Source organism: Pseudobutyrivibrio ruminis AD2017, from assembly GCF_000424305.1.
Lineage (GTDB): Bacteria > Bacillota > Clostridia > Lachnospirales > Lachnospiraceae > Pseudobutyrivibrio > Pseudobutyrivibrio ruminis_B.
In genome coordinates this window covers 136,567-159,592 of the sequence record NZ_AUJQ01000004.1, presented here as the reverse complement: position 1 = coordinate 159,592, position 23,026 = coordinate 136,567, and the positions used below count along the sequence as shown (strand labels likewise).

At 35.2% G+C, this 23,026-nt stretch carries 25 protein-coding genes; 24 read left to right on the top strand and 1 reads right to left on the bottom strand.

The annotated features are described in order from the left end of the window. Positions 1-104: 104 nt before the first annotated feature. The 20 genes from G611_RS0102510 to G611_RS13625 all read left to right on the top strand — a co-directional run bounded on the left by G611_RS0102510 (position 105) and on the right by G611_RS13625 (position 17,708). Entirely contained in the window at positions 105-1,361 is a 1,257-nt protein-coding gene (locus G611_RS0102510; protein ID WP_028242270.1) for a nucleotide sugar dehydrogenase, read from the top strand. Positions 1,362-1,428: 67 nt separating this feature from the next. Beyond that, the gene (locus G611_RS0102505; RefSeq protein ID WP_028242269.1) at positions 1,429-2,523 is read left to right on the top strand and encodes an NAD-dependent epimerase/dehydratase family protein; all 1,095 of its coding nucleotides are present in this window, start codon (positions 1,429-1,431) and stop codon (positions 2,521-2,523) included. 18 nt (positions 2,524-2,541) lie between these two features. Further along, on the top strand, positions 2,542-3,330 hold the full coding sequence (locus G611_RS0102500; RefSeq protein WP_036947939.1) for a glycosyltransferase: 789 nt from the start codon (positions 2,542-2,544) through the stop codon (positions 3,328-3,330). Positions 3,331-3,340: 10 nt separating this feature from the next. Next, positions 3,341-4,426, top strand: coding sequence for a glycosyltransferase (locus G611_RS0102495; RefSeq protein WP_028242267.1), 1,086 nt, complete (start codon positions 3,341-3,343; stop codon positions 4,424-4,426). A gap of 104 nt (positions 4,427-4,530) precedes the next feature. After that, positions 4,531-5,586 (top strand): acyltransferase family protein, encoded by a 1,056-nt coding sequence (locus G611_RS0102490; RefSeq protein WP_028242266.1) that lies wholly within the window; start codon positions 4,531-4,533, stop codon positions 5,584-5,586. 214 nt (positions 5,587-5,800) lie between these two features. Then, the gene (locus tag G611_RS13640; protein ID WP_051195019.1) at positions 5,801-6,241 is read left to right on the top strand and encodes a hypothetical protein; all 441 of its coding nucleotides are present in this window, start codon (positions 5,801-5,803) and stop codon (positions 6,239-6,241) included. Positions 6,242-6,248: 7 nt separating this feature from the next. Continuing rightward, positions 6,249-6,914 (top strand): hypothetical protein, encoded by a 666-nt coding sequence (locus G611_RS0102480; RefSeq protein WP_028242265.1) that lies wholly within the window; start codon positions 6,249-6,251, stop codon positions 6,912-6,914. A 34-nt stretch (positions 6,915-6,948) separates the two neighbouring features. Further along, complete coding sequence (locus G611_RS0102475; protein WP_028242264.1) at positions 6,949-7,245, top strand: hypothetical protein; 297 nt, start codon at positions 6,949-6,951, stop codon at positions 7,243-7,245. A 93-nt stretch (positions 7,246-7,338) separates the two neighbouring features. Next, on the top strand, positions 7,339-7,968 hold the full coding sequence (locus G611_RS0102470) for a flavin reductase (protein WP_028242263.1): 630 nt from the start codon (positions 7,339-7,341) through the stop codon (positions 7,966-7,968). 253 nt (positions 7,969-8,221) lie between these two features. Continuing rightward, positions 8,222-8,602 carry a DEAD/DEAH box helicase family protein gene (locus G611_RS15940; RefSeq protein WP_242824246.1) on the top strand — a complete coding sequence of 127 codons (381 nt, stop codon included), beginning with the start codon at positions 8,222-8,224 and terminating at the stop codon, positions 8,600-8,602. Then, complete coding sequence (locus G611_RS15935) at positions 8,578-9,198, top strand: winged helix-turn-helix transcriptional regulator (protein WP_242824245.1); 621 nt, start codon at positions 8,578-8,580, stop codon at positions 9,196-9,198. The genes G611_RS15940 and G611_RS15935 overlap by 25 nt, the downstream gene beginning before the upstream one ends. Before the next feature lie 44 nt (positions 9,199-9,242). Next, positions 9,243-12,176, top strand: coding sequence for a TOTE conflict system archaeo-eukaryotic primase domain-containing protein (locus G611_RS0102460; protein WP_028242262.1), 2,934 nt, complete (start codon positions 9,243-9,245; stop codon positions 12,174-12,176). Between the two features lie 93 nt (positions 12,177-12,269). Then, a complete protein-coding gene (locus G611_RS0102455; RefSeq protein WP_028242261.1) occupies positions 12,270-12,641 on the top strand; it encodes a hypothetical protein in 372 nt (123 codons plus the stop codon). After that, positions 12,634-13,713, top strand: coding sequence for a HigA family addiction module antitoxin (locus tag G611_RS0102450; protein ID WP_028242260.1), 1,080 nt, complete (start codon positions 12,634-12,636; stop codon positions 13,711-13,713). The genes G611_RS0102455 and G611_RS0102450 overlap by 8 nt, the downstream gene beginning before the upstream one ends. A gap of 220 nt (positions 13,714-13,933) precedes the next feature. Then, on the top strand, positions 13,934-14,104 hold the full coding sequence (locus tag G611_RS13630; RefSeq protein WP_033151953.1) for a type II toxin-antitoxin system HicA family toxin: 171 nt from the start codon (positions 13,934-13,936) through the stop codon (positions 14,102-14,104). A gap of 50 nt (positions 14,105-14,154) precedes the next feature. Continuing rightward, the gene (locus G611_RS0102440; RefSeq protein ID WP_028242259.1) at positions 14,155-14,580 is read left to right on the top strand and encodes a type II toxin-antitoxin system HicB family antitoxin; all 426 of its coding nucleotides are present in this window, start codon (positions 14,155-14,157) and stop codon (positions 14,578-14,580) included. Between the two features lie 426 nt (positions 14,581-15,006). Next, positions 15,007-15,390, top strand: a complete 384-nt coding sequence (locus G611_RS0102435; RefSeq protein WP_028242258.1) for a hypothetical protein — start codon at positions 15,007-15,009, stop codon at positions 15,388-15,390. Further along, positions 15,377-16,210 (top strand): ImmA/IrrE family metallo-endopeptidase, encoded by an 834-nt coding sequence (locus tag G611_RS0102430; protein ID WP_028242257.1) that lies wholly within the window; start codon positions 15,377-15,379, stop codon positions 16,208-16,210. The genes G611_RS0102435 and G611_RS0102430 overlap by 14 nt, the downstream gene beginning before the upstream one ends. Before the next feature lies 1 nt (position 16,211). Beyond that, complete coding sequence (locus tag G611_RS0102425) at positions 16,212-17,141, top strand: hypothetical protein (RefSeq protein ID WP_028242256.1); 930 nt, start codon at positions 16,212-16,214, stop codon at positions 17,139-17,141. Between the two features lie 168 nt (positions 17,142-17,309). After that, on the top strand, positions 17,310-17,708 hold the full coding sequence (locus G611_RS13625; protein WP_051195018.1) for a hypothetical protein: 399 nt from the start codon (positions 17,310-17,312) through the stop codon (positions 17,706-17,708). 64 nt (positions 17,709-17,772) lie between these two features. Here G611_RS13625 and G611_RS0102415 read toward each other — a convergent pair whose 3' ends face one another. Continuing rightward, the gene (locus tag G611_RS0102415; RefSeq protein WP_051195017.1) at positions 17,773-18,273 is read right to left on the bottom strand and encodes a TspO/MBR family protein; all 501 of its coding nucleotides are present in this window, start codon (positions 18,271-18,273) and stop codon (positions 17,773-17,775) included. A gap of 174 nt (positions 18,274-18,447) precedes the next feature. On the opposite strand from G611_RS0102415, the gene G611_RS0102410 reads away from it, so the two are divergent. From G611_RS0102410 to G611_RS0102395, 4 genes are all read left to right on the top strand, one after another. Then, positions 18,448-19,254 (top strand): hypothetical protein, encoded by an 807-nt coding sequence (locus tag G611_RS0102410; RefSeq protein WP_028242254.1) that lies wholly within the window; start codon positions 18,448-18,450, stop codon positions 19,252-19,254. Positions 19,255-19,269: 15 nt separating this feature from the next. Next, positions 19,270-20,244: a choloylglycine hydrolase gene (gene bsh, locus G611_RS0102405; RefSeq protein ID WP_028242253.1), complete on the top strand. Its 975-nt coding sequence runs from the start codon at positions 19,270-19,272 to the stop codon at positions 20,242-20,244. Between the two features lie 30 nt (positions 20,245-20,274). Then, positions 20,275-20,769: a pyridoxamine 5'-phosphate oxidase family protein gene (locus tag G611_RS0102400; protein ID WP_028242252.1), complete on the top strand. Its 495-nt coding sequence runs from the start codon at positions 20,275-20,277 to the stop codon at positions 20,767-20,769. 82 nt (positions 20,770-20,851) lie between these two features. After that, positions 20,852-23,005 carry a P-loop NTPase fold protein gene (locus G611_RS0102395; protein ID WP_028242251.1) on the top strand — a complete coding sequence of 718 codons (2,154 nt, stop codon included), beginning with the start codon at positions 20,852-20,854 and terminating at the stop codon, positions 23,003-23,005. Positions 23,006-23,026 lie beyond the last annotated feature (21 nt).

The following is a 23,026-nucleotide window of genomic DNA, read 5'->3' as shown; positions in this document are numbered from 1 at the left end:
CATTGGAGAAAACACACAGGATTGTCAAAAAAAGAAAATAAATAAATTTAGGTTGGATTGAAGTGGAAAAACGTGAAATAAATCAATTTGAGGGAGATTAAGAAATGTTAAAAGGTAATGAAAATAAATATAATATTGCAGTTGCAGGAACGGGCTATGTTGGATTGAGCCTTGCTGTTCTGCTTGCACAAAACAACTGCGTCACAGCTGTGGATATCATACCAGAGAAAGTAGATCTTATAAATAAAAAGAAATCACCTATTCAGGACGATTATATTGAAAAATATTTAGCGGAGAAAGAATTGGATTTGGTGGCTACATGTGATGGCGACAGTGCATATAAAAATGCAGATTTTGTTATCATTGCTGCTCCAACAAATTACGACAGCAAGTTGAATCATTTCGATACATCTGCAGTAGAAAGTGTAATAGAACAGGTCTTAAGAAACAATGCCGATGCTATCATGATTATTAAGAGCACTATTCCTGTTGGTTATACCAAATATGTTCGTGAGAAATATAATACTGAGAATATCATCTTTAGTCCGGAATTCTTAAGAGAATCTAAGGCCCTATATGACAATCTTTATCCTTCACGTATTATTGTAGGTACGGATAAGCGCAATAAAAAACTGGTTGCTGCAGCTCATACATTTGCAAGTCTACTAGAGGAAGGCGCTATTAAAGAAGATATTGACGTATTGTTTATGGGATTTACTGAAGCCGAAGCTGTAAAGCTTTTTGCTAATACATATCTTGCACTTAGAGTTTCTTACTTTAATGAATTAGATACGTATGCTGAAATGAAGGGATTGAGTACTCAGGATATAATCAGTGGCGTTTGTCTAGATCCTAGAATAGGAAGTCATTATAATAACCCATCGTTTGGCTACGGAGGATATTGTTTGCCAAAGGATACTAAGCAGCTGTTGGCTAATTATAACGATGTACCACAGGAAATGATGTCTGCTATAGTGCAATCCAATAGGACACGTAAGGATTTCATCGCAGATAGAGTGTTGGAAATGGCTGGGGCCTACGGTCCAAATTCATCTTGGGACGAAACCAAAGAAAAAGAAGTAGTCATTGGAGTATATCGTCTTACAATGAAGAGTAATTCTGACAACTTCCGCCAAAGTTCTATTCAGGGAATAATGAAACGCATCAAAGCCAAAGGAGCAACTGTAATAGTTTATGAGCCAACTCTTAATGATGGAGATACTTTCTTTGGTAGCAAGATAGTTAATGATTTAGATGAGTTCAAGAAGTTGAGTAAGTGTATCGTTGCTAATAGATACGATGATTGTCTTGAGGATGTAAAGGATAAGGTATATACGAGGGATATTTATTGTAGGGATTAGTGCTTTTTTATGCTTAGTTTGATATAATCGTATTCGTTAAATACAGTAGAAATATAAGGTAATGATTATGGAATTAACAAATCTTAACAATAAAACAATCCTAGTAACAGGTGCTGCTGGTTTTATCGGCAGCAATCTTGTTATGCAGTTATTAGGTAACAATGAACAAATAAAAATAATAGGTATTGATAATCTTAATGACTACTATGACGTATCCATCAAGGAATGGCGTTTGCAGGAAATAGAAAAGACTATTGCAAAGCATAACGATTCTTCGTGGACGTTTGTTAAGGGTGATATATCAGATAAGGATACAATCACCGGTCTTTTCGCTGAATACAAGCCTGATATTGTTGTGAATCTTGCAGCCCAGGCAGGTGTTAGGTATTCTATCATCAATCCAGATGCTTATATTAAGAGCAATCTTATTGGTTTTTATAACATCATAGAGGCTTGTAGACATTCATACGATGATGGCGCAAAGGGCGTAGAACATTTGGTATATGCATCATCTTCATCTGTATATGGCACCAATAAAAAGGTCCCATATAGCACTGATGACAAGGTAGACAATCCTGTTTCATTGTATGCTGCTACCAAAAAGAGCGATGAGCTTATGGCTCATGCCTATGCTAAGCTTTATAATATCCCATGTACAGGATTAAGATTTTTCACGGTTTATGGTCCAGCAGGCAGACCAGATATGGCATATTTTGGTTTTACCAACAAGCTTCTGAATGGTGAGACTATCAAGATTTTCAATTATGGTAATTGCAAGCGTGATTTTACCTATATTGATGATATTGTAGATGGTATTGAACGCGTGATGAAAAAGGCGCCAGAGCGTGTTACTGGTGAAGATGGCCTTCCAGTACCACCTTATGCAATCTACAATATTGGAAATAACAATCCAGAAAATCTTTTGGATTTTGTTACAATTCTTCAAGAAGAGCTGGTAAGAGCGCATGTACTTCCAGAAGACTATGATTTTGAAAGTCACAAGGAATTAGTTCCGATGCAACCTGGTGATGTTCCTATCACTTATGCTGATACATCAGCACTTGAAAGAGATTTTGGTTTCAAGCCTGATACACCACTTCGCGATGGATTACGTAAGTTCGCTCAGTGGTACAAAGATTTTTATAATATCGAGGAAAAATAATTGCAATATTCAGTTTTAATGACAGTTTATAAAAATGATAATCCAGATTATTTTGATTTGAGCTTAGGCAGTATGGTCAATCAAACTGTTAAGCCAAATGAGATAGTTATCGTTAAAGATGGACCAGTGCCAGATGCTTTGGAGCAGGTTATCAACAAGTATGCTGCCAAGGCAAACATCGTTCAAGTTCAGCTTGAAGTGAATCAGGGGTTGGGCAAGGCTCTTAATGAGGGCATTAAATACTGCAGCAACGAGCTGATTGCTAGAATGGATTCTGATGATTTCTCTATGCCAAATCGTTGTGAACTTGAACTGAAGGAATTTGAGGCTAATCCATCATTGGATATCATTGGCTGCCCAGTTGATGAATTCGTGGGTGATATTGATAATATTGTAGGTGTTAGGGATGTGCCATACACTAATGAAGACATCTACACTTTTGCAAGAAGGCGTGATCCATTTAATCATCCGACAGTTATGTATCGCAAATCTAAAGTAGAATCTGTTGGTTGCTATTCCGATTATCGAAAGAATCAGGATACGGATCTGTGGATTAAGCTGCTTAGCGCAGGTGCAGTATGTGCTAACCTAAAGGAGCATGTGTTTAGATTCAGATTTGACGAAGGTACATATCGCAAGAGAAAATCTTGGATTAACACAAAGATTTTAATCGAAATCAGATATAAGGCTTGGAAGTCAGGCTTTAATTCGTTTGGCGATTTTTTGATGGTTTTTATTGCACAGATGGGTATGTATATCATGCCAGAATCAGTGCAGAAGTTTGTTTATAAAAAGATTTTGCGATAAAGGGTATGTTATGAAGATAATACATTTATGCGATATCACAAACAGAAAGAATAGTGGGGTATCTGTAATAGTACCTAAGTATGTGGAACATCAGTCCAAATGGGCGGATGTTCTTTTGCTGAATGTGAATAGTGAAGTGGTAGTGCCAACGGCAGGAAGCTACAGGAATATAGGATTGGATGAAGCTATCAGCGATTTAGAGGGTGGATTTGATAAGCCAGATATCATTGTCATTCATGATGTTTATTCAGTACGATTACTAAGATATTATTTGAAGCATGTAAAGGGAAAGTATAAATATGTGACAATTCCTCACGGTGGCCTCATGAGGGTTAGTCAAAAGAAGTCGCATATCAAAAAAACTATTGCCAACATGCTGTTTTATCGTGGGTATTTTGCTGGTGCAGAAGCTGTTCAGTATCTGTCTGCAGCTGAATACAATGGTTCGATTCATTACAATAAAAAGCATTTAATTATACCAAATGGTATTTCAGTGCCTGACACAAAGCCTTACACGGTAAATAGTGGTGAGGATTTTTCAATCATTTACATCGGACGAATCACACCAATGCAAAAGGGATTGGATTTGTTGATTGAGGCAGTTGCTCTTGATAAGGAATTCTTTGCGTCGAATAATATCAGGATTGATTTGTACGGCGCAGATTACAAAGGCGGCGCCGCTGCTGTGAGTGAGCTTATTTCTACTAGTGGGGTGGAAGACATTATTTCTCTTAATGCTGAAGGAATCTATGGACATGACAAGACTGAAGCACTGCTAGCTTCCGATATGTTTATTCAGGTCTCTCGTTGGGAAGGCATGCCATCCGGTATTCTCGAAGCCTTCTCACTAGGCCTCCCTGTCATTGTATCTAAAGAAACCGGCCTAGCCGAGGATGTGCTGGCAGCTGATTGTGGCTATGTCCCAGAGCTAAATGCAGAATCTATTCTAAATTGCTTGAAGGAAGCATACTGCAATAGGAATAACTTGGGCTTGTTATCAGATAATGCCTATCAGCTCAGCAAGAAATATGATTGGGGTGTTGTGGCTAAGAGGACTGTGGAAGAGTATGAAGGGATTGTGTATGGGACAAATTAGATTTAGATAAAAAAGCTGTTTTATTAAATAGCTTTTTGAATGCAAAAAATACTATAATGTTACGGAGAAGACAATAATTATACGTAAAAAAATGGGGGGGGGTTATGGAGAAGAGAAATTCTTCAATAGAATTATTAAGAATAGTGATGATGTTTTTGATTATAGCGCATCATTATTGTTACCATGGGGTAGAAGCGTGCTTTTCAGAAAAACAACAGATGCTAGCGGTAGATATGTGGATAAATGTATATTTAATACAGATATTGCATTTTGTAGGTATAATTGGAAATGGAACATTTGCAGTTATTTCGGGATACTTTTTGATAAATAAGACAGCTAGTAATGTAAAAAAGATAAAAAGAATACTCATAGAGTATATAGGGTATATTTTGGTTTTTATAATTTTGGCATTGCTTTTCATGGCAAGAAATGGCTGGGATATAGAAATTGGAAAGAGAATTACTGATATATGGACTAGTGGTAATTGGTTTATAACCTGCTATATTATACTTTTACTTATTATACCTAATGTTAATAAAGGGATAAGTATTATAAGCGAAAAAGAGTATCGAAATCTATTAATAATCCTTTCTACCTTTGGATTTATATTACCGGGATTTAGATTTTATACAGGTATGAATATACAATGTTCAGTGGAAGGCTTATTTATAATGTATCTGTGGGGAGGGTACTTAAAAAAATATGGAACTAACAACTGGTGGAGTAAGAAAAATATTTTTACCATTGTAGTTATACTTTCTATTCTAGTTATGGGGTTCTTGGTTTTGGGAAATCAGATAAGCATGATACATTCATCAGATACAAATAGTACTATAATGAATTTTTTATTTCCTTTGGTTGGCTTTTTTTATCCTTTATTAATATTTTTATATGCCAATAAATTCGAATTTTATAGTAGAACAGTTAATAAGATTTCACAATCCGTCTTGGCAATATATATTATCCATGATAATCCAATAGTCCGAGAAATAATATGGAAGAGATTTTCGCCAAATATTAACTATTATTCTAAAACTATGTTTACTGTTCACTTGTTATGTAAGGTGATATTAGTTTTTTGCGGAGCATTATTGATAGATCAATCTAGATTATATATATGTAGTAAAATTCGATGTTTAGATGCTCAAAAAAGTGAATAATGTAAATTTCAATATTTAAATGCTCCAAAGAGGGTGCGGACGTTTCCAGGACTTAAAAGAAGGAGTTCGCACAATGTATACACTAGAACGTAAACGTTAAATAGTGGGTACCTCGTACCAGTTTATATAGTTGAGATAATCCTATATATAAACTATGGGTTATTTACATAGTATGTAGACTATGTATAGTGCCCGACATATAGGAGGTATCTTTATGAATAAGTCAGCTCAACTGAAGAAAGAGCTTCGTTATCAACAATGGTTTGCTGAGGTTCAAGAATACAATTCAAGACCAGAGGGAATGACCGTTAGGGAATGGTGCTCCCTGAAAGGTATAAAGGCACCTACATTTTATGATCATCTCCATAAGGTACAAGAGTATTACATGGATGAACTTCAACAAACAAATAGTCAAGAATTAATAAAACAGCAGCAACCTCAGTTACCAGTTCAAACATTTGTTGAATTACCATCACCTGCAGAGGCGCTTAAGCCGGCAACTCATGGCGTAGCCTCAATCGTCTGTGGTAATGCCAGAATTGAAATATCCGAAGATATTTCAGAAACCTTTTTATTAAAACTGATAGGAGCAATAAGCGTAAACGGTACCTATTGTAAGGTAATTACGAAGAACAAGAAAATATCAATGCTTTAAATGGTAAATGGCGTTCAAAAATGGATTGTTAAAAAGGGATAAGAAAAAAATGATAGCTGAATCAATTATTACATCTGTTGTTGCGTCAATTATTTTTACTTATACGACGTGGCTAATAAAATTTTTATTAACAAGAAAAAATGCATTAGAGAATATGAATAAGATATCACAGGAATTGTTATTTTATTTAGAGTGCCCATTTCTGCACAATAAGTTTTGTAGTTCTTCATATCAGGAATTAATATATGATAATAGTCTTTCGAGTTATGATTACAGAATGGCTTTATCCACAAAATGTATGAATGAAGTTAATGAGATACCTGATACAAAAAATGTTTTGATGCCTATAGGAGATAACTTAATTAAGCACAAGGATGAAATAATTAGTCGGATATCTGATGCCTATAGATATTCTGATGGTATGTTTTATAAGGAATATAAGTTTCTAAGTGAAATAGAAGAGTCTTTGAAAAAATATGATTATAAGCTTTCAGTTGATGAAATATTACCTGGAAAGATTGCTATACCGGTCAATCCAAGCATAGGATATATGGCGGATACATTTAAGCAATTAAATGGATATTATGTAAAATTGTCAAAAATTACTAATAATATTTTTACTTATAAAGATAATAAAGAAAGATATTTTTTGGGAATTATTAAGACGTTATAGGACTTCTAGAGTGCCGTGGAGGCGATATTTCTTTTTGAATAAAGAAAAACGAGTATTTGTAAAATTAAAAAATAGTATTAATAGAGGTGATATAAAAGCATCTCATGGATTATTTGACAGGTATTTATCATTAAACAATATAAATATTGCATATTTGTATTTGATTTTAGACGATGTTCTAAATGATGACTATATGTTGTGTGCATGGATATACAAAAGGGGGATAAAAGAAGTAAGTCAATTTGTGGATAATAAAGAATATACAACGTATTGGAGAAAAGCTATTAAGGATTCAGGAAAAACGAACTATGAAAGATATAATAAAGTATAATTATTATGGGGAGTGACTAATTACAGTGTATGATTTGATGTTTACGGTGTTAGATTTTTAGACATGTAAAATTGGGGGATTATTATGTCAGAAATGAACACAAAAGCTATGTACAAATTATCTTATGGTTTATTTGTATGCACTGCAGTGCGTGATGGTAGAGCTAATGGTTGTATCATTAACACAGCCATACAGGTGGCATCTGAACCAAACCGTATTTCCGTAGCGATTAACAAGGCTAACTTCACTCATGATATGGTAAAGGAGACTGGTGAGTGCAATATTTCTGTCATCAGCCAGGATGCGTCATTTGATTTGTTTAAGCATTTCGGATTTCAGTCAGGTCGAGATGTAGACAAGTTTGCTGATTATTCAAAGGAGAATTATAAGCAGGCGGATAATGGAATTACTTATATTGTGGCTGGGACAAATGCATACTTCTCGCTGAAGGTTGTTGAAACGGTTGATTTGGGTTCCCATACACTATTTATTTGTGAGCCTACAGCTATGACTGTTCTTTCAGAAGTGCCATCAATGACATACGAGTATTATCAGAATAATATCAAGCCAAAGCCTGAGGCTGTTGGAACAACACCTAAGGGTGAGACAGCATGGAGGTGCCGCATATGCGGATATGAGTATGTGGGTGAGGAGTTGTCCGATGATTTTGTATGTCCGATTTGTAAGCATCCGAAGGCGGATTTTGAGAAAGTGGAGAGATGAGAAATAATAAAAGACAACATTTATCAGTGTTGTCTTTTTTAAAATGCTCCATATATTTAATAAGTCTGGCATCCGAAAGGATGCCATTTGTTTCCCCTTACGGGTGAACACTAAGCGCTTACTTTTATTCTTATAGTTGTCAAAAGTTATAGAAAGTTATAGAAAGTTATAGAAGAAATATGAGAAGGAGTTCAAAATGACTAACCCATTTACATTATCATTTGGAAAGTAACCATTAACATATATTTCAAGATTGGAGCAGACCAATGAGGTTGTTGATAATTTTTCATCAGAGCCAGCAAACTGCATGATGTACATGATTACAGGCGTCAGAGGAGCAGGAAAAACAGTTTTGATGACTAGTATTGCAAAGGAATTGACAGAAGATAAAAAATGGGTTGTTGTGGAATTGAATCCTGAACTGGATTTATTAGAGCAGCTTGCAGCAAAATTATATAATTTACCAGAAACACACGTTTTATTTGCAAAAGCTAAAATAGATTTATCGTTCTTTGGAATTGGTTTGAGTGTAGAAGGTGGACAGCAGTTTACAAGTATTGATACTGCAATTGAGACTATGCTATCTCTTCTAAAAAAGGAGGGAAAAAAGTGTTGGTTTTGCTTGACGGGGTGACAAATAATAAATCTATGAGAATCCTTGCACATTCTTTCCAGATATATATTAGGAAAGAATTAGATATATTCATTCTTATGACAGGTCTTTATGAAAATATATACCAGTTACAAAATGAAAAATCATTAACTTTTTTGTATCGCGCTCCTAAAATTCATATGCTTCCATTAAACAGTGGAGCTATTATAGATAGTTACAAATCAATTTTTGATATTGATCAAAAATCAGCTAAGGAAATGGCTGATGAAACCAAGGGGTATGCGTTTGCTTATCAGGTTTTGGGATATGTTAAGTGGAGAAATCCAGAAAAATCTTTAAAACAGATTCTGCTGGAATATGAACAATACTTGGAAGAGTACATATACCAAAAGATATGGTCGGAACTCTTAGATACTGATTACAATGTATTATTTGCTCTCGAAGGTAAAGAGAAAATGAAAATAAAGCGTTTGAGAGATAAAATAAATATGTCTTCCAGCTTATTTTCAACATATAGGGATCGTCTAGATAAAAAGGGATTAATTGATACATCCAAGTATGGATTCATTGGATTGCTACTGCCAAGGTTTTCGAACTTTGTGGAGAAGCAGAGGTAGTATAAAGTTATTGTGGAAAGTGTAAAATTGAGAAGGACATAAGTATGGGGGAATCTATAAAAGAACTAAAACAGAAAATAGAACAGCTAGAGCAAGAGAATCTCTGCCTCAGACAATTATTGTATGAGGCAGGGATTTCTTATAATGTGAAGATAAATGCGGATAGCCAGGATGAGTCAAAACAAGAAAAATATGCCCCAAACCAAGGAGATAGAATTGAGCCAATTGAGATAAATGATAAGAATGCTAACAATTTCTTCATGCTCTTCTGCAGAGGTAGACAGTATGTTTATGATCTTCGTTATTGTAATCCTAAAACTGGAAAAACTGGCTACTACACTCAATGCTTCAATAGATGGGAGAGAGATTGCCATATAAATAAGCACGACGGAGTTAGATGCAAAGATTGCGAGATTAAGGCATATAAGCCGGTCACTCTGGATTTGATAAAAGCACATTTAAGAGGAGCAGACCCAAATGGTAATGATGTAGTGGCAATCTATCCCATGCTTGAGGATAATATGTGTCAGTTGCTGGTGTTTGATTTTGACAATCATGCTCAGGGAGCGCAGCAGGGAGATTTTGCAAATGAAAACCAGGAGTGGATGGAAGAAGTTGATGTGCTAATGGCTATTTGTAAGGAATTGGGGGTTCCTGCTATAGTGGAGCGTTCACGTTCAGGAAATGGTGCTCATGTGTGGATTTTCTTCAAAGAACAGATTCCTGCAAAACTGGCAAGAAGATTTGGATTTGCATTGCTTGAAAAAGGCGCACAGTCTGTAGATTTAAAATCATTTAGATATTACGACAGAATGATACCTACACAAGATACATTACCAGCAGGTGGGTTAGGCAACGTAATTGCGCTCCCGTTACAGGGACGCGCATTGCTAGAAGGGAATAGTGCCTTTGTTGATGAGAATTGGAATGCATATCCTAAGCAGTTGCAGGCGTTAGGTACAGTTAGAAGATTAACTAAGTCAGAGGTTGAAGATTGTCTGTTACAGTGGAGCAAGGTAACTATAAATGAAGAAGATAATGAGAACTACATTCCATGGAAAGATTCGGACAACATTTCCGGGGCAGATGTGGATGGTTCTATTGATATCACATTATCTGACAATCTTTATATTAAAAAGAATAATCTTTCTAATGGGTTAAAGCGAAAACTACGACAACTCGCTGCATATACAAATAGAGATTATTTTAGAAATCAAGCTATGAGTATGCCTAATTATGATACGCCAAGGTTTATATATCTTGGCGAGGATGTCGGGAATTATATAGCACTGCCAAGGGGGCTACAAGAAAAGGTAGAGGAACTACTGAAGGCTGCAGATATTAAATATGAGATTAGAGACGAACGTGAAAATGGTAGAAGAATTAATGTGTCTTTTAAAGGTAAATTAAAAGAATCTCAGCAAGAAGCGCTGGAAGAAATTATGAAGTATGATGATGGAATTCTTCATGCGGCCACAGCATTTGGAAAGACAGTAGTATGTTGTGATTTGATTGCGAAACATCAGGTTAACACGTTGATACTGGTAGATAAAGCAGAGTTGATGAATCAGTGGATAGAACGATTAAAAGAATTTTTAGTAATCGATGAGGAGCTACCAGAATATAAGACTAAATCTGGACGCATAAAGAAGCGAAAAGAATTAATAGGAAACCTACAAGGTGCACATGACTCCATGACTGGAATTGTTGATGTAGCTATGATTAGATCTTTGAATAAGAAAGATGGACTGCATCCACTTTTGAAAAAGTATGGTCAAGTAATATTGGATGAATGTCATCATGGTGCTTCGGATTCTGCTATAGAGGTTCTGAAAAAAGTACCTGCAAAATATTTATATGGTGTGACTGCAACGCCAAAAAGAGGAGATGGAAAAGAGAAGACTAATGAATTCTTAATCGGTCCAATAAGGTATAGATTTACTGCGAAGGACAGAGCAAAGGAGCAAGGGATTCCCCACTTAGTGTATCCAAGATTTACACGAACTGTTGCCACACATCATTTGAGCAAAACTCCTTATGGCAATGCGGCATATGAGCTGATTAGAAATAATGATGTTAGGGATGCGCAGATTGTTAATGATGTAGTGTTATGTGTAGAAGCAGGGAGAACTCCTGTTATACTCACAAAATTTGTGGATCATGCAGAGCGATTATTTGAATTGTTGCGGGATAAGGCAGATAGAGTAATTCTTCTGACTGGTAAAGATGGCACTAAGGCAAGACGTGCCCAGGTGGCCGAGCTAAATTCAGTTAGTGAATGCGAGAGTTTAATACTAGTTGGTACGGGCTCTTTGCTTGGTGAAGGATTCGATTATCCTAGATTGGATACATTATTTATGGCTACGCCAATTAGGGGTGAAAATGTAGTGGAACAGTATGTGGGAAGACTGAACCGGGACTATCCAAGCAAGGAGAATGTCATTGTATATGATTATGTAGATATTCATGTTCCGAAGTTTGATAAGATGTATATGTCTCGATTAAAAGCTTATAAGAAGATTGGATATGATATATGTGCTGGAATAGAGGGTGAGAAGCAGGAGGCAAATGCAATCTATGATATTGAAAGTTATGCAGAAGTTTACAATCGAGACTTGATTGAGGCAAAGGAATCAGTTGTAATCTCAAGCCCACGTATTAACACGAAGAAGGTTGAAAAGCTTGTAGAGATGCTGTCACCTAAGTATGAGCTTGGGGTGAATGTAACGATAGTAACCTGGCATCCAGACGCTTATGTATATGGCAAGGACTATGTAAGAATGGAACTGTTGGAGAGGTTGAGACGTGCAGGATTCGAAGTGAGACTTAGGACAGAGGATTGCGAACGTTTTGCTGTGATTGATAATGATATTGTCTGGTACGGAAGCATTAATCTGTTATCAAAGGAAGATGCTGAGGATAATATCATGAGAGTGTGTGATGCTGAGATAGCGGCAGAGGTGCTGGAGTTGATGTGAGGCAGAACAAGTTGTTTGTAAGTTGACTTTTATAGTGTACGGCAATATAATAAAATTACCTATCAGGTAATTAATAATAGCGGAGGATAAGCTTTGAAAATTGAATATGCTTCAACAAAAGTCGAAGCACAGTGTACTTCATTGAAAGAGGCAAGAAAGCTTTTTGGTGGAGATAATGGATTGGCGGTTAGTTTAATGTCTAGAATCAATTCAATTAATTCTGCTGAGACAATAAAAGATATAGTGCTACTACCTCCTTTACATTTTCATGCTTTGAAGAATAAGGACGGTAAAAATTTGGATGGATATTTTGCGATTGATGTGAAATCTCGTAGAGAACCCTGGAGAATAATATTACAGCCTTTAGATGATAATGGAGAACCATTTGCGCCATGTAATATTGATGAAATTGCTTCGAGCGTTAAGATTGTTGAGATATTGGAGGTAAGTAAACATTATGAGTAATTATATAGAATATAAAGATTCAATCGCATTTCACCCTGGATATTATATAAAAGAATTAATAGATGAAAGCGGATTAACACAAGAAGATTTTGCAAAAAGACTAGACACTACACCTAAGAATTTAAGTCTTCTCATTCGTGGTGAACAGAGTTTATCTACTGATATGGCTATAAAACTATCTAGAATGTTGGGCACAAGTATCAGTTATTGGCAGAATCTACAGGATTCATATGATGCTGTTGCTGTTCAGCTCGATTTAGAAGCAGATTATGAAGAAGAGAAAAAAATATTTGCATTACTAGATTATAAATATTTTAGAGAATACTGCGGATTACCAGATTTGCCTAGAAAAATTGATGAGCAAATAAAAGTGACAAGAGAGTATTTGGGGGTGTCGTCTCTTAATGTATTGGCAAGAAAAGATATGGCTGTGAGCTTTAGAAGTGCAGAAGCAAATCTTAGTGAGTCTAATATTGTTAAGGCGAACGCAATGGTTCAAATTGCTATTAAGAAGGCAAGAGAAAATGAAAATATAAGATACGACAAGAAGAAGTTTAAGTCTGCAGTAGATTATGCGCTGACTCAAACCGAAAATCATAGAGGCTTCTATCTTAATGTGAAAGAAAAATTTCAGGAAGCAGGTGTTTCATTCGTAATAATGCCAAATATGACAGGTTCAAAGATTAATGGTGCAACAAAGAAAATAGGTGACAATGTCATGTTAATGGTAAGCGATAGAAACCTTAATTCAGATACGTTTTGGTTTACACTGTTTCATGAAATTGGACATATTATGAATGGGGATTTTGGTATTTCGTTTGAAAAAGAAACAGGTAAATCGGAGGAGATTGCGGATAGATTTGCAGCAGATAGCTTGATTTCGCCTGAAAAGTACGAAAGTTTTAAAAATAAGCGAGACTTCAGTTCATATGCCATAAAGTCGTTTGCAAAAGAAATTAATAGGGATCCTGGTATTGTTCTAGGAAGATTGCAAAATGATGGGTTCGTTGGATATGATGACTGGAGTATGAAATCATTAAGACATAAATATAAGGTCATTAGTAAGAAATAAGAAAATGATGAGGGGTAAATTAAGCATTTCAATAATATCCATTTCATGGAAGATAAGGTAAATGAGATAGATGAAATTTTTTTGAGAAGATACAGGCTGATGGACGGGAGCCTATTACATCAATATAAAAAAGATACGGAATAATAAAAAGAATCAGGATTGACAATGCGTATTGAATGCGTATAATAATAGATGAAAATACATTTTCGAGGTAACTGAAATGAAAAGACAAATTTTAATTAAAAACCTTGAAAATGCTGGCTATTATCTGTTGAGAAATGGCGGAAGTCATGATATTTATACCAACGGTACAACACAGGTCGTGATACCGCGACACAGAGAACTTAACGAGATAACAGCCAAGCAGATTATCAAGAAGGCGGGGATTTAATCCCTACCTGGCTTGATTTTTCTGTAGGGGAAGAGTGGAAAGGTGCTATTATGAAGGTTGCATATCCGGTATTAATTAAACAATCTGGCGATGATTTTTTGGTTTATATTCCTGATTTAGATGGCTACACTGAGGGGACAGATTTAGCAGATGCTATAGAAATGGCTAGAGATTATATTGGCTTAGCTTGCATGGGGCAGGAAAATGATTTACCTGAAGCTTCTACATATAAAGAGGCTGTAAAAAAGGCTAAAAAAAATAATGATATTTTTGACTATTCCGATGGTTTGCAAACAATGGTAGATGTCGATTTGGCTGAATACCGTAGACAATATGATAATCGTGCAGTTAGAAAGAATTGCACTGTTCCATATTGGATGACAGTAAAGGCTGATGAAGCGGGGCTAAATTACTCCAGAGTTCTTCAGGACGCTATTGCAAACATATTGAATTTAAACTATAATTTAGGAAATTAAAATTTGTCTTTTTAAAGGGGCTAGCTGTTATTTATGCAGCTGGCCCTTTTGTATAGAAGGGAATACTATAATGTACTAATTAATTTGTAAACGGTAAAGTAAGCGGTACCCATAGTTTACCGCTTACGCCTAATGTTTTGGAATATACAATTGTAGTCCCAAAGGAGTTTGTTAGGCTTATATAATATAGGTATGAGCTATACAAGAATAATTTGCGATTTTAAAATCTGCAAAAAAATACTTCATATATGCAAATATACTTAATAATTGGATGTGAATATTGACGAAAATATCACTGAATGATAATATTATACTATAATATATTAGAACAGAATATTATAAGAAAAACAAGAGCTATCAAGAAAAGCTACGACTAAAAGAGAATAGAAAAATCGTGTACATTATTAAAAGAAAAGGGTGGATGTAATGAGCAAATTTACAGAAAATGTTAGTGCTTACATGTCCGCAAAAAAAATCAAGAAAAATTACATATCATTGAAGACAGGTTTTGACACTAGCAAATTATCCCGTGTTTTAAATGATAAACAGCCAGCTACAGAAGATGAAATGACATTAATATCAAATGCTTTAGGGCATGACTGTGCATATTTTTTGCAAGATGATTTTAGTGCGCCTACTGACCAACTTAAAAGTGGTAAAGTTGCATTGTGTTACATTGGTAATCCAACAGAATCGCAAAAGGCTACATTTAATAAGCTGGTAGAGTTGGCTGAAAATATGGAGAATATCGTTAGTGCTAAGGCTAACTTCTATGAGGCTATAGGAGTCACCCATTATGAGAGCAACTAAATTTGAGGACATTGTAAAACATAATACTGAAAATATTAAAGAGGCATCAGCTTGTGTGGAAAAATTCTATGAGCTACTAGGAATGGAAAATGGTAGTGAAATAAAGAATATAGCACAAGTAGTGGAGCCTCTTTTTTTTGAAAAGAATTTTATAATAATACGATTACCATTGAAGGATAAAGAAATAGGTGCATTTTGTTACAGGGGGAGCAATGATAATGGATATGTAATATTGAACTCCTCATTGCCATCATATAATGTGCTTTTTGCACTTATGCATGAGACATGTCATATATGTATAAATAATGATATCGCTTCAAACAATGTAGAAATGTTTTTAGAGGACACTTATCTAGAACATGAAGAGGAACGTATTGCAAACCAGTTCGCAGGAATGGTTTTGATGCCAGAAAAACACTTGAGAAGAATGTATGAAAAATTTATGGCTGAAACTATTCGAGATATTGAAAAACAAGAGCCCCAATTGCCAGTAGTAGTCTGTAAATTGATGAGCTATTTTGAAGCACCATACATGGCTGTTTTGATTAGATTAAGGGAAACGGGCTTAATAAAGCATGATGAAAATTTGATTAAATGCCTTGAATATACAAGTGAGGATATAGAGCGAATATATAATAAATATTGGCTTGATTTAACTGCATTAAGGCCTACCTATAGAGATGATTATCCAAGATTGGAGACCCTTCTGACAAGAATAGCCAAAGATAATCTCGCAGCGGATATTATGTATAAGTCCGAAGTAGATGAAACATTAGATAACATTTCTAAAATATACCAGCAAATAAGGGAGGGACAGTAAAATGTCATATACTACTAGCCCTTCCAACTATAATGAGATAGCTGGTTATATTTATGAATATAGCGAGGAATCACTTAGAAATATCCTTGTAGCAAAGCGTTGTTATATTATAGATACATGCTCAATTGAATTTTATAAAAAAGAAAATAGAATAAATGCTTTTGTTGAATTAATAAAAAATACAACAGGTAGCCTGATCGTATTTCGCACGATTCTTATGGAAATGTGCGGTGATAGAGGTCTATTTGATGAGTTACAAATAGAGTTTTTCAAGAGATTATCTGATGCTAATATAAAAGTATATATTCTATATGAGGAAGATGTATATCGTATACTTGCAGCTTATACAAACAAGCAGCAGATTGGGGGATTTTTTAAAAATGCTATTAAATGCGTAAAGGGACCAGCGGGTTTATTAAACAATTTTCTGACCGAAAATGCGCAGCTACTTCGTCCAATCGTATCTAGCAGTGCAACAATTGATGAAGCGTTTATAGTTAATTTTTGGAGTGAACTAAGACAATATAAGCAGCATAAAGATAATTTGGGAGAAGTAGCCTGCGCTATTTGTATCCACATGCTGGCTAACATGGATGATATAAATAAATATAAATATATATTTACCACAGAGGACAGGCCGGCAATTAGTATTTTGGCGAGGGTCATAAAGAATCAAAGAGACAAAGGCACTTCATCAAATAAAGAATTAATCGGAGTTGCCACATCACCAAAACTAGTTGAAGAGATGTATAAGCAAAAGATATTAACCTCTAAGGAAGACATCGAAACCTTCTACATGCCGTTGGGAGAAGCTGCTAGAATAAAAGCTTTTGTTATGGATAAATTCGATGTTGCGCCAAGAGAAAGAAATTTTACTGTGTCTGAATTTGCAGAGTTTGTTGTGAGGGATGAAGGTGTGGTAGCATGTTGATTGCCAATATGCTGTTCTATCGTGGATATTTTGCTGGTGCAGCAGTAAGTGAGTTGATATGATGGGAAAATCGTTTAGGGTTTACTCAATCGTTTCGACTCCCGTTTTACCCACTTTTTACATCCCATCCCCATAATACAACAGCAAATACCAAAGAAAGGAAACGCCATGAACAAAAACATATTAGAACGAGCACATCAATTAATACTGAGAATGCCTAGCCTCTTAGAAAAAGTAGTAGCAGCCATTCTGCTTATCGGGGTAGTGTACAGCTGCATTCAGTTAGGCTTGCATGTTGGTTCGTTGACGGAGCTTACCTTTGAAGCGTATATCGAAGACATATTATTGACAGCTTTTAATGCAGTGCTTGTAATAGAGTTTATTAGGATGCTTATCAAACATTCCATGAATACAATTGTCGAGGTTCTGATATTTGCTATTGCAAGGGGATTGGTTGTAGGGCATGAAGCCCCTATTGAGACATTAGTTAGAATTGCTTGTATTGCAATATTGTTGGCATGTCGCAAATACCTCTTTTACGAAAAAGACTTTGAAGAAGAATTATAAAAAGTTCCGGAACAATATCAAGAAATATTGATAAAGTTCCGGAACTTTGTCATTTGTAACTAGCCTAGTTCAATATTGCAATCATCAAATTCAAATAAGCAGCAAAGGTACACCACAACAGATAAGGAATAAACATTAACATGGCTTTCCAGCACACCTTAGAAGTTTTCCATATCATCACGATTATCATTACCCAAAGAATCATCAGCCAAACGAATGCAAAAGTATATTGTTTTGCATCGAAGAATATTAGCGACCATACAAAGTTAAAACAAAGCTGAATGAAATATACTATCATTGCAATGCATTTGGCTCTTTTCTTTTCTATTGATTCAGCAGGTGCCAGTAGTAAAAAATAACTACCTAAACCCATCAGAATATATAGAATTGTCCAGGCTACAGGAAACAGCCAAGCTGGGGGTGCCAGCGGCGGTTGATTCATCACTTGGTATGAATTCATAGCATTTCCTGTAAGTAACGCGCTGATTGCCCCAACTATCAGCGGCAAAGCAACCATAGGTATAAATCGTAATAGTTTTTGTGGGCATGTTAATTCCTCGTTCATAAAAACCTCCTTAATAAAAACATTAATAGATACAAATTAACTATGAACCAGTCAGGTATAGATTATGTAAAGAAAAAATGCATTAAGTAGTTTTATTAATGATTTGAAATAGAATATACTATATAACATAGTAACTATTGATGGAGGGACCGATATTATCGAAAGGACAAACAAATGAAATTAATAGACTACAAAAACTCACTAGTGGACAGCTATAAGAAAAATAAGAGAACCTTTACCTTTTATCTTATACTTAGAGGCTTGGTAATACTCACTCTTATCAGATGCATAATTACCAGAAATTATGAGAGTGCAGCAATCTGCATCCTATCATTATTGCTATTCTTAATGCCGGCATTCTTGCAGGATAAAATGAAGATAGAATTTCCAGCTGTATTCCAGGCCATAATATTCGGATTTATATACGCTGCAGAAATATTAGGTGAGGTAAATCATTATTATGTAATGATTCCTGGATGGGACACGATGCTGCATACCATGAACGGCTTCCTGTGCGCAGCCATCGGGTTTTCGCTCATCTATCTGTTAAACAGAAGTAGCAAACACATTAATTTATCTCCATTCTATTTGACCCTAGTGGCTTTTTGCTTTTCTATGACAGTTGGGGTTATTTGGGAGTTCTTTGAATTTACCATGGACCAGCTATTCTATCTGGACATGCAAAAGGATTTCATAGTAAAAGAAATCGGTTCAGTTACACTGGACCCAGCAAATAGCGGAATGCCATTCGTTATCAACAACATTTCAGAGACAATTATAAAAACAGTAGATGGAAAATCATACGTAGTGCCAGGTGGCTACCTTGATATTGGCATCATTGATACCATGAAGGATTTGCTAGTGAATTTGGTGGGAGCAGTTGCATTCAGCATCATCGGTTACACCACCTTGAGATTTTCAAAGAAATCCGTGATTGCAGATAACCTTATGATTAAGCCAAAGGAAACTGACGAGGAATAAAAAGGGGGAGAGTTTATGTGTACAGCAGCAACATACTACAGTAAGGACCATTACTTTGGACGAAACTTAGATTTAGAGTTTTCATATAACGAAACAGTGACAATCATGCCCAGAAATTATCAGCTACATATACGACATGCGGCCGATTTAGATAGCCATTACGCATTGCTCGGAATGGCGTATGTGGTTGATAATTATCCACTGTTTTATGATGCTATAAATGAAAAGGGCCTTGGCATGGCTGGCCTGAACTTTCCTGATAATGCCGATTACAAAGATATTGCAGAGGGGAAGGACAATATCACTCCTTTTGAATTTATTCCTTGGATATTAGGACAGTGTGCTTCTGTGACAGAGGCCAGATTGTTATTGGATAAAATCAATCTGATTAACGAAAACTTCAGCGACCAATTGCCTTTGTCACCACTTCACTGGATGATTTCAGATAAAACAGAATCCATAGTTGTGGAGCAGACAAAAACTGGACTTCGCATTTACGATAATCCTGTAGGTGTAATGACCAACAACCCTACCTTTGACATACAGCTTTTCGAATTGAATAAATATATGGCAGTTACGGCTGAACCTGCCCAGAACACATTTGCAGAAGGAATATTATTGAACCAGTACAGCCGTGGAATGGGAGCAATAGGTTTGCCGGGAGATTTATCATCCACATCCCGTTTCGTAAAAGCTGCTTTCACCAGGATGAATTCAATCTCAGGAGAATCAGAACTAGAAAGCGTAAGCCAATTCTTCCATGTCCTAGGTTCTGTGGACCAACAGCGCGGTTGCGTTCATTTAGGCGGTGAAGCATATGAAATAACTATCTATACTTCATGCTGTAATTTGGATAAGGGAATCTATTATTACAACACATACGAGAATCATCAGATTACAGCTGTAGATATGCACAAGACCAATCTGGACGGAACAGAGTTATCAACATATCCGCTGAGACATGGTGAGAATATATATTATGAGAATTAGTATAGAAGTTTTAACAAGGGAGGATTTTTTATGAGACGCAGAGAACGAGAAATCACAGATCCAAATCAAATACAAGAAATTTTAGACACCTGTAGTTATCTGCATTTAGGCTTGGTGGATGATGGCATGCCTTATGTGGTTCCACTTAACTATGGGGTTACTAAGGATGAATCCGATGGACATTATGTATTATACCTTCACGGAGCTCACGAAGGCCGTAAGCTGGACATCATCAGAAAGAATCCTAATTGCTGCTTCACAATGGAACGTAATGTGGAATTATTCGAAGGCCGCATGGCCTGCCAATACGGAATGGTTTACGAATGTGTAATGGGCTTTGGAACAGTCACTATAGTAGATGATGTGGATGAAAAAATTAATTCACTGAAGATTCTTATGAAGACTCAAACAGGTCGTGATGATTTTGAGTTTGATGAGCGAATGGTGTCTATTGTTACGGTCATGAGAATAGATGTTAACGAGCTTACTGCTAAGAGAAGACCTTTGCCAGGAAGCGAAGGTTAATATACAAGGGGGAGAATACAAATAGGTAATGTGGTTATTATTTTCGATTAAATGAATTTAGGGAAGGAAAAGTATTAATGTTATGGAGAAAATAATACTTGATAAAGACATAGTGAAAGCGCTTTGCAATAATGATGTTGAAGTTATGGCACAAAATAAAATGTTTGGATTACAGCAACAGTCAGCTAAGGTATTTATTCGAAATATGATTGCAAATGAGATACCTCTTAGAGTATTAGTATCTGGTTTTAGGGGGACTGGCAAATCGTGTTTTGTAAATTATGTTTTTGACAAAGAATTAAGTAAAAACCGGGAAAAGCGTAAAGCCGAAGAAGACTCTATTGGAAAATTAGTAGTGGTTAGATTTAATACTGCAAAATATACGGAATATAAATACTTTTTAAGAAAGATTATTCGAGAACTTTATCTAGCTACAAAAGATGCGGGGTATTTAGAAAATAACAATGCATCACTTGAAAGATTATATTTATCAACATTTTATGATGTAAAAGAAGTATCAGAAGAAATTCTATCAAACACACGAACAGATGCCTTGGAGAAATATTTAGAAAAATCTAATGAAGGACAGTTCAAACTTGAGGATTTTGTTGATATTGCTTTTATAATAGGATTTGTTAGAGATTTTCACCTTAGACTTGTGGCATTATTCCTTATAATCATTTCTAAATTTACGTTAAAGGTTCAGGCAGGTAGAAATCTTAGGCAATCACTTGAATCGAAAAAACAAAATAGTTTATCACTAAAAAAAGAAACTTTATATGATGATGAAATAGCAGAGTACCTTTTGTTTGATGAGCTTGAAAAATTAAAAAAACAAGAGGTAAAAGTAGTTTTTGTAATTGATGAGTTGGATAAATTGGATGAAGAAACATCAGCAAAGATTGTTAAGGATATAAAACCATTAATCCTTAATGAAAATAGTAATAGTATCCTTGTGGCTGGGGTGAATTTTGAAAAGCAAATCTTACTTGAAGACTCTCATATGGATGAATATGGTTCTTCGCTTTTTAATTACAGAGTATATATACGTTTTGCACAGCCCCATGAAATGCTTGAAATAACAAAGGCTATGGTCTGTAACAAAGAGAATAAGACGGCATTAGAATATATGAAGTCTCAGGTTATAGAGGCTAGAGGAGTTAAGAGAGCACTAATAAATAATATACTTGCGGATGCATCTTTTATTGATGGTGAGTTAACCATTCAAGTAGATGATATTAGTAAGGAGAATATCGAACAATTTGAAATATACGATTCTCAGATGTCAGATTACTTTTATAAAGAATTTCGTAATATTAATGATATTATTATGGATGTTCTTTTCCAATATTGTTTTTGGGTATTTAGATACTATGAGCAAAATGGAGCAAGCAATGTAGAATATGATGAAAACGCCATAGTTACTTTAATACCTGAATCAGATAAGGACCTTGTAGAAAAATTATTAGATACTGATAAAAGGCTTAAAATAATAAAACGTATAGTGCAGAAAAAGATAGAATACCAAAACAGAAAATTATCAAATTATGATAGCGAAGAAGATGAAAAAATTACTGAAGAGTTTAATCAGTTAGGTAAATCTTCTTCATTGTCATTGGATAAAACAGCGGATGATTTTAAAGATTTTGAGGATACATACTGGCTTGTGGCATCTTTTGCAATGGAACTTGGTCTAAGTGTGGATGAATTGAAAACACAATTAATGCAGAGATTCTATAAAACAGAAGAGTTAAACACATTTGATAAAGATGAGGGATTTTTATATTTTTACAATACTTATCTCAACGATAAAAAAATTTATGCATTAGTTGAGCAATTAGTACTCTTGTGGTACGAGCAAAAATTAAATAACAAAGTTTATTGTAATTTCCCAATAGGTGGTGTCGGTAATTGGCGTGCAGATATTTTTGATGCGGACAATCAGATAATAATCGAAATCAAGTATTACAAGTCAATTGGATATATTAGCAATAGTCTTGTAAGAACAAAAGAAAGAATATTAGGCGGTATACAGACAAAGCAACCTACAAATTCTAAAAGAAAGATTGCAATCATTGTGTTATCGCCAGAAAAGATAGATAATCGTATAAAAGACCATAATCTTGAGGAAGATGAGATTGGAAACTGTATGATAAAAACATTCCTAGTATGCACAAGAAATTACAAAATGTTTCACTCAATGATGCAGGAATTAGAGAATTACTTAAAGGAATAAAGATAAAGAAATATAAAAAAT

What these genes read in the sequence shown, in the direction of transcription:
- G611_RS0102510 (WP_028242270.1), top strand. Translation starts at nt 105, where the DNA reads ATGTTAAAAGGTAATGAAAATAAATATAATATTGCAGTTGCAGGAACG.
- G611_RS0102505 (WP_028242269.1), top strand. Translation starts at nt 1,429, where the DNA reads ATGGAATTAACAAATCTTAACAATAAAACAATCCTAGTAACAGGTGCT.
- G611_RS0102500 (WP_036947939.1), top strand. Translation starts at nt 2,542, where the DNA reads ATGACAGTTTATAAAAATGATAATCCAGATTATTTTGATTTGAGCTTA.
- G611_RS0102495 (WP_028242267.1), top strand. Translation starts at nt 3,341, where the DNA reads ATGAAGATAATACATTTATGCGATATCACAAACAGAAAGAATAGTGGG.
- G611_RS0102490 (WP_028242266.1), top strand. Translation starts at nt 4,531, where the DNA reads ATGGAGAAGAGAAATTCTTCAATAGAATTATTAAGAATAGTGATGATG.
- G611_RS13640 (WP_051195019.1), top strand. Translation starts at nt 5,801, where the DNA reads ATGAATAAGTCAGCTCAACTGAAGAAAGAGCTTCGTTATCAACAATGG.
- G611_RS0102480 (WP_028242265.1), top strand. Translation starts at nt 6,249, where the DNA reads ATGGCGTTCAAAAATGGATTGTTAAAAAGGGATAAGAAAAAAATGATA.
- G611_RS0102470 (WP_028242263.1), top strand. Translation starts at nt 7,339, where the DNA reads ATGAACACAAAAGCTATGTACAAATTATCTTATGGTTTATTTGTATGC.
- G611_RS0102460 (WP_028242262.1), top strand. Translation starts at nt 9,243, where the DNA reads ATGGGGGAATCTATAAAAGAACTAAAACAGAAAATAGAACAGCTAGAG.
- G611_RS0102450 (WP_028242260.1), top strand. Translation starts at nt 12,634, where the DNA reads ATGAGTAATTATATAGAATATAAAGATTCAATCGCATTTCACCCTGGA.
- G611_RS13630 (WP_033151953.1), top strand. Translation starts at nt 13,934, where the DNA reads ATGAAAAGACAAATTTTAATTAAAAACCTTGAAAATGCTGGCTATTAT.
- G611_RS0102440 (WP_028242259.1), top strand. Translation starts at nt 14,155, where the DNA reads ATGAAGGTTGCATATCCGGTATTAATTAAACAATCTGGCGATGATTTT.
- G611_RS0102435 (WP_028242258.1), top strand. Translation starts at nt 15,007, where the DNA reads ATGAGCAAATTTACAGAAAATGTTAGTGCTTACATGTCCGCAAAAAAA.
- G611_RS0102430 (WP_028242257.1), top strand. Translation starts at nt 15,377, where the DNA reads ATGAGAGCAACTAAATTTGAGGACATTGTAAAACATAATACTGAAAAT.
- G611_RS0102425 (WP_028242256.1), top strand. Translation starts at nt 16,212, where the DNA reads ATGTCATATACTACTAGCCCTTCCAACTATAATGAGATAGCTGGTTAT.
- G611_RS13625 (WP_051195018.1), top strand. Translation starts at nt 17,310, where the DNA reads ATGAACAAAAACATATTAGAACGAGCACATCAATTAATACTGAGAATG.
- G611_RS0102415 (WP_051195017.1), bottom strand. Translation starts at nt 18,273, where the DNA reads ATGAACGAGGAATTAACATGCCCACAAAAACTATTACGATTTATACCT.
- G611_RS0102410 (WP_028242254.1), top strand. Translation starts at nt 18,448, where the DNA reads ATGAAATTAATAGACTACAAAAACTCACTAGTGGACAGCTATAAGAAA.
- bsh (WP_028242253.1), top strand. Translation starts at nt 19,270, where the DNA reads ATGTGTACAGCAGCAACATACTACAGTAAGGACCATTACTTTGGACGA.
- G611_RS0102400 (WP_028242252.1), top strand. Translation starts at nt 20,275, where the DNA reads ATGAGACGCAGAGAACGAGAAATCACAGATCCAAATCAAATACAAGAA.
- G611_RS0102395 (WP_028242251.1), top strand. Translation starts at nt 20,852, where the DNA reads ATGGAGAAAATAATACTTGATAAAGACATAGTGAAAGCGCTTTGCAAT.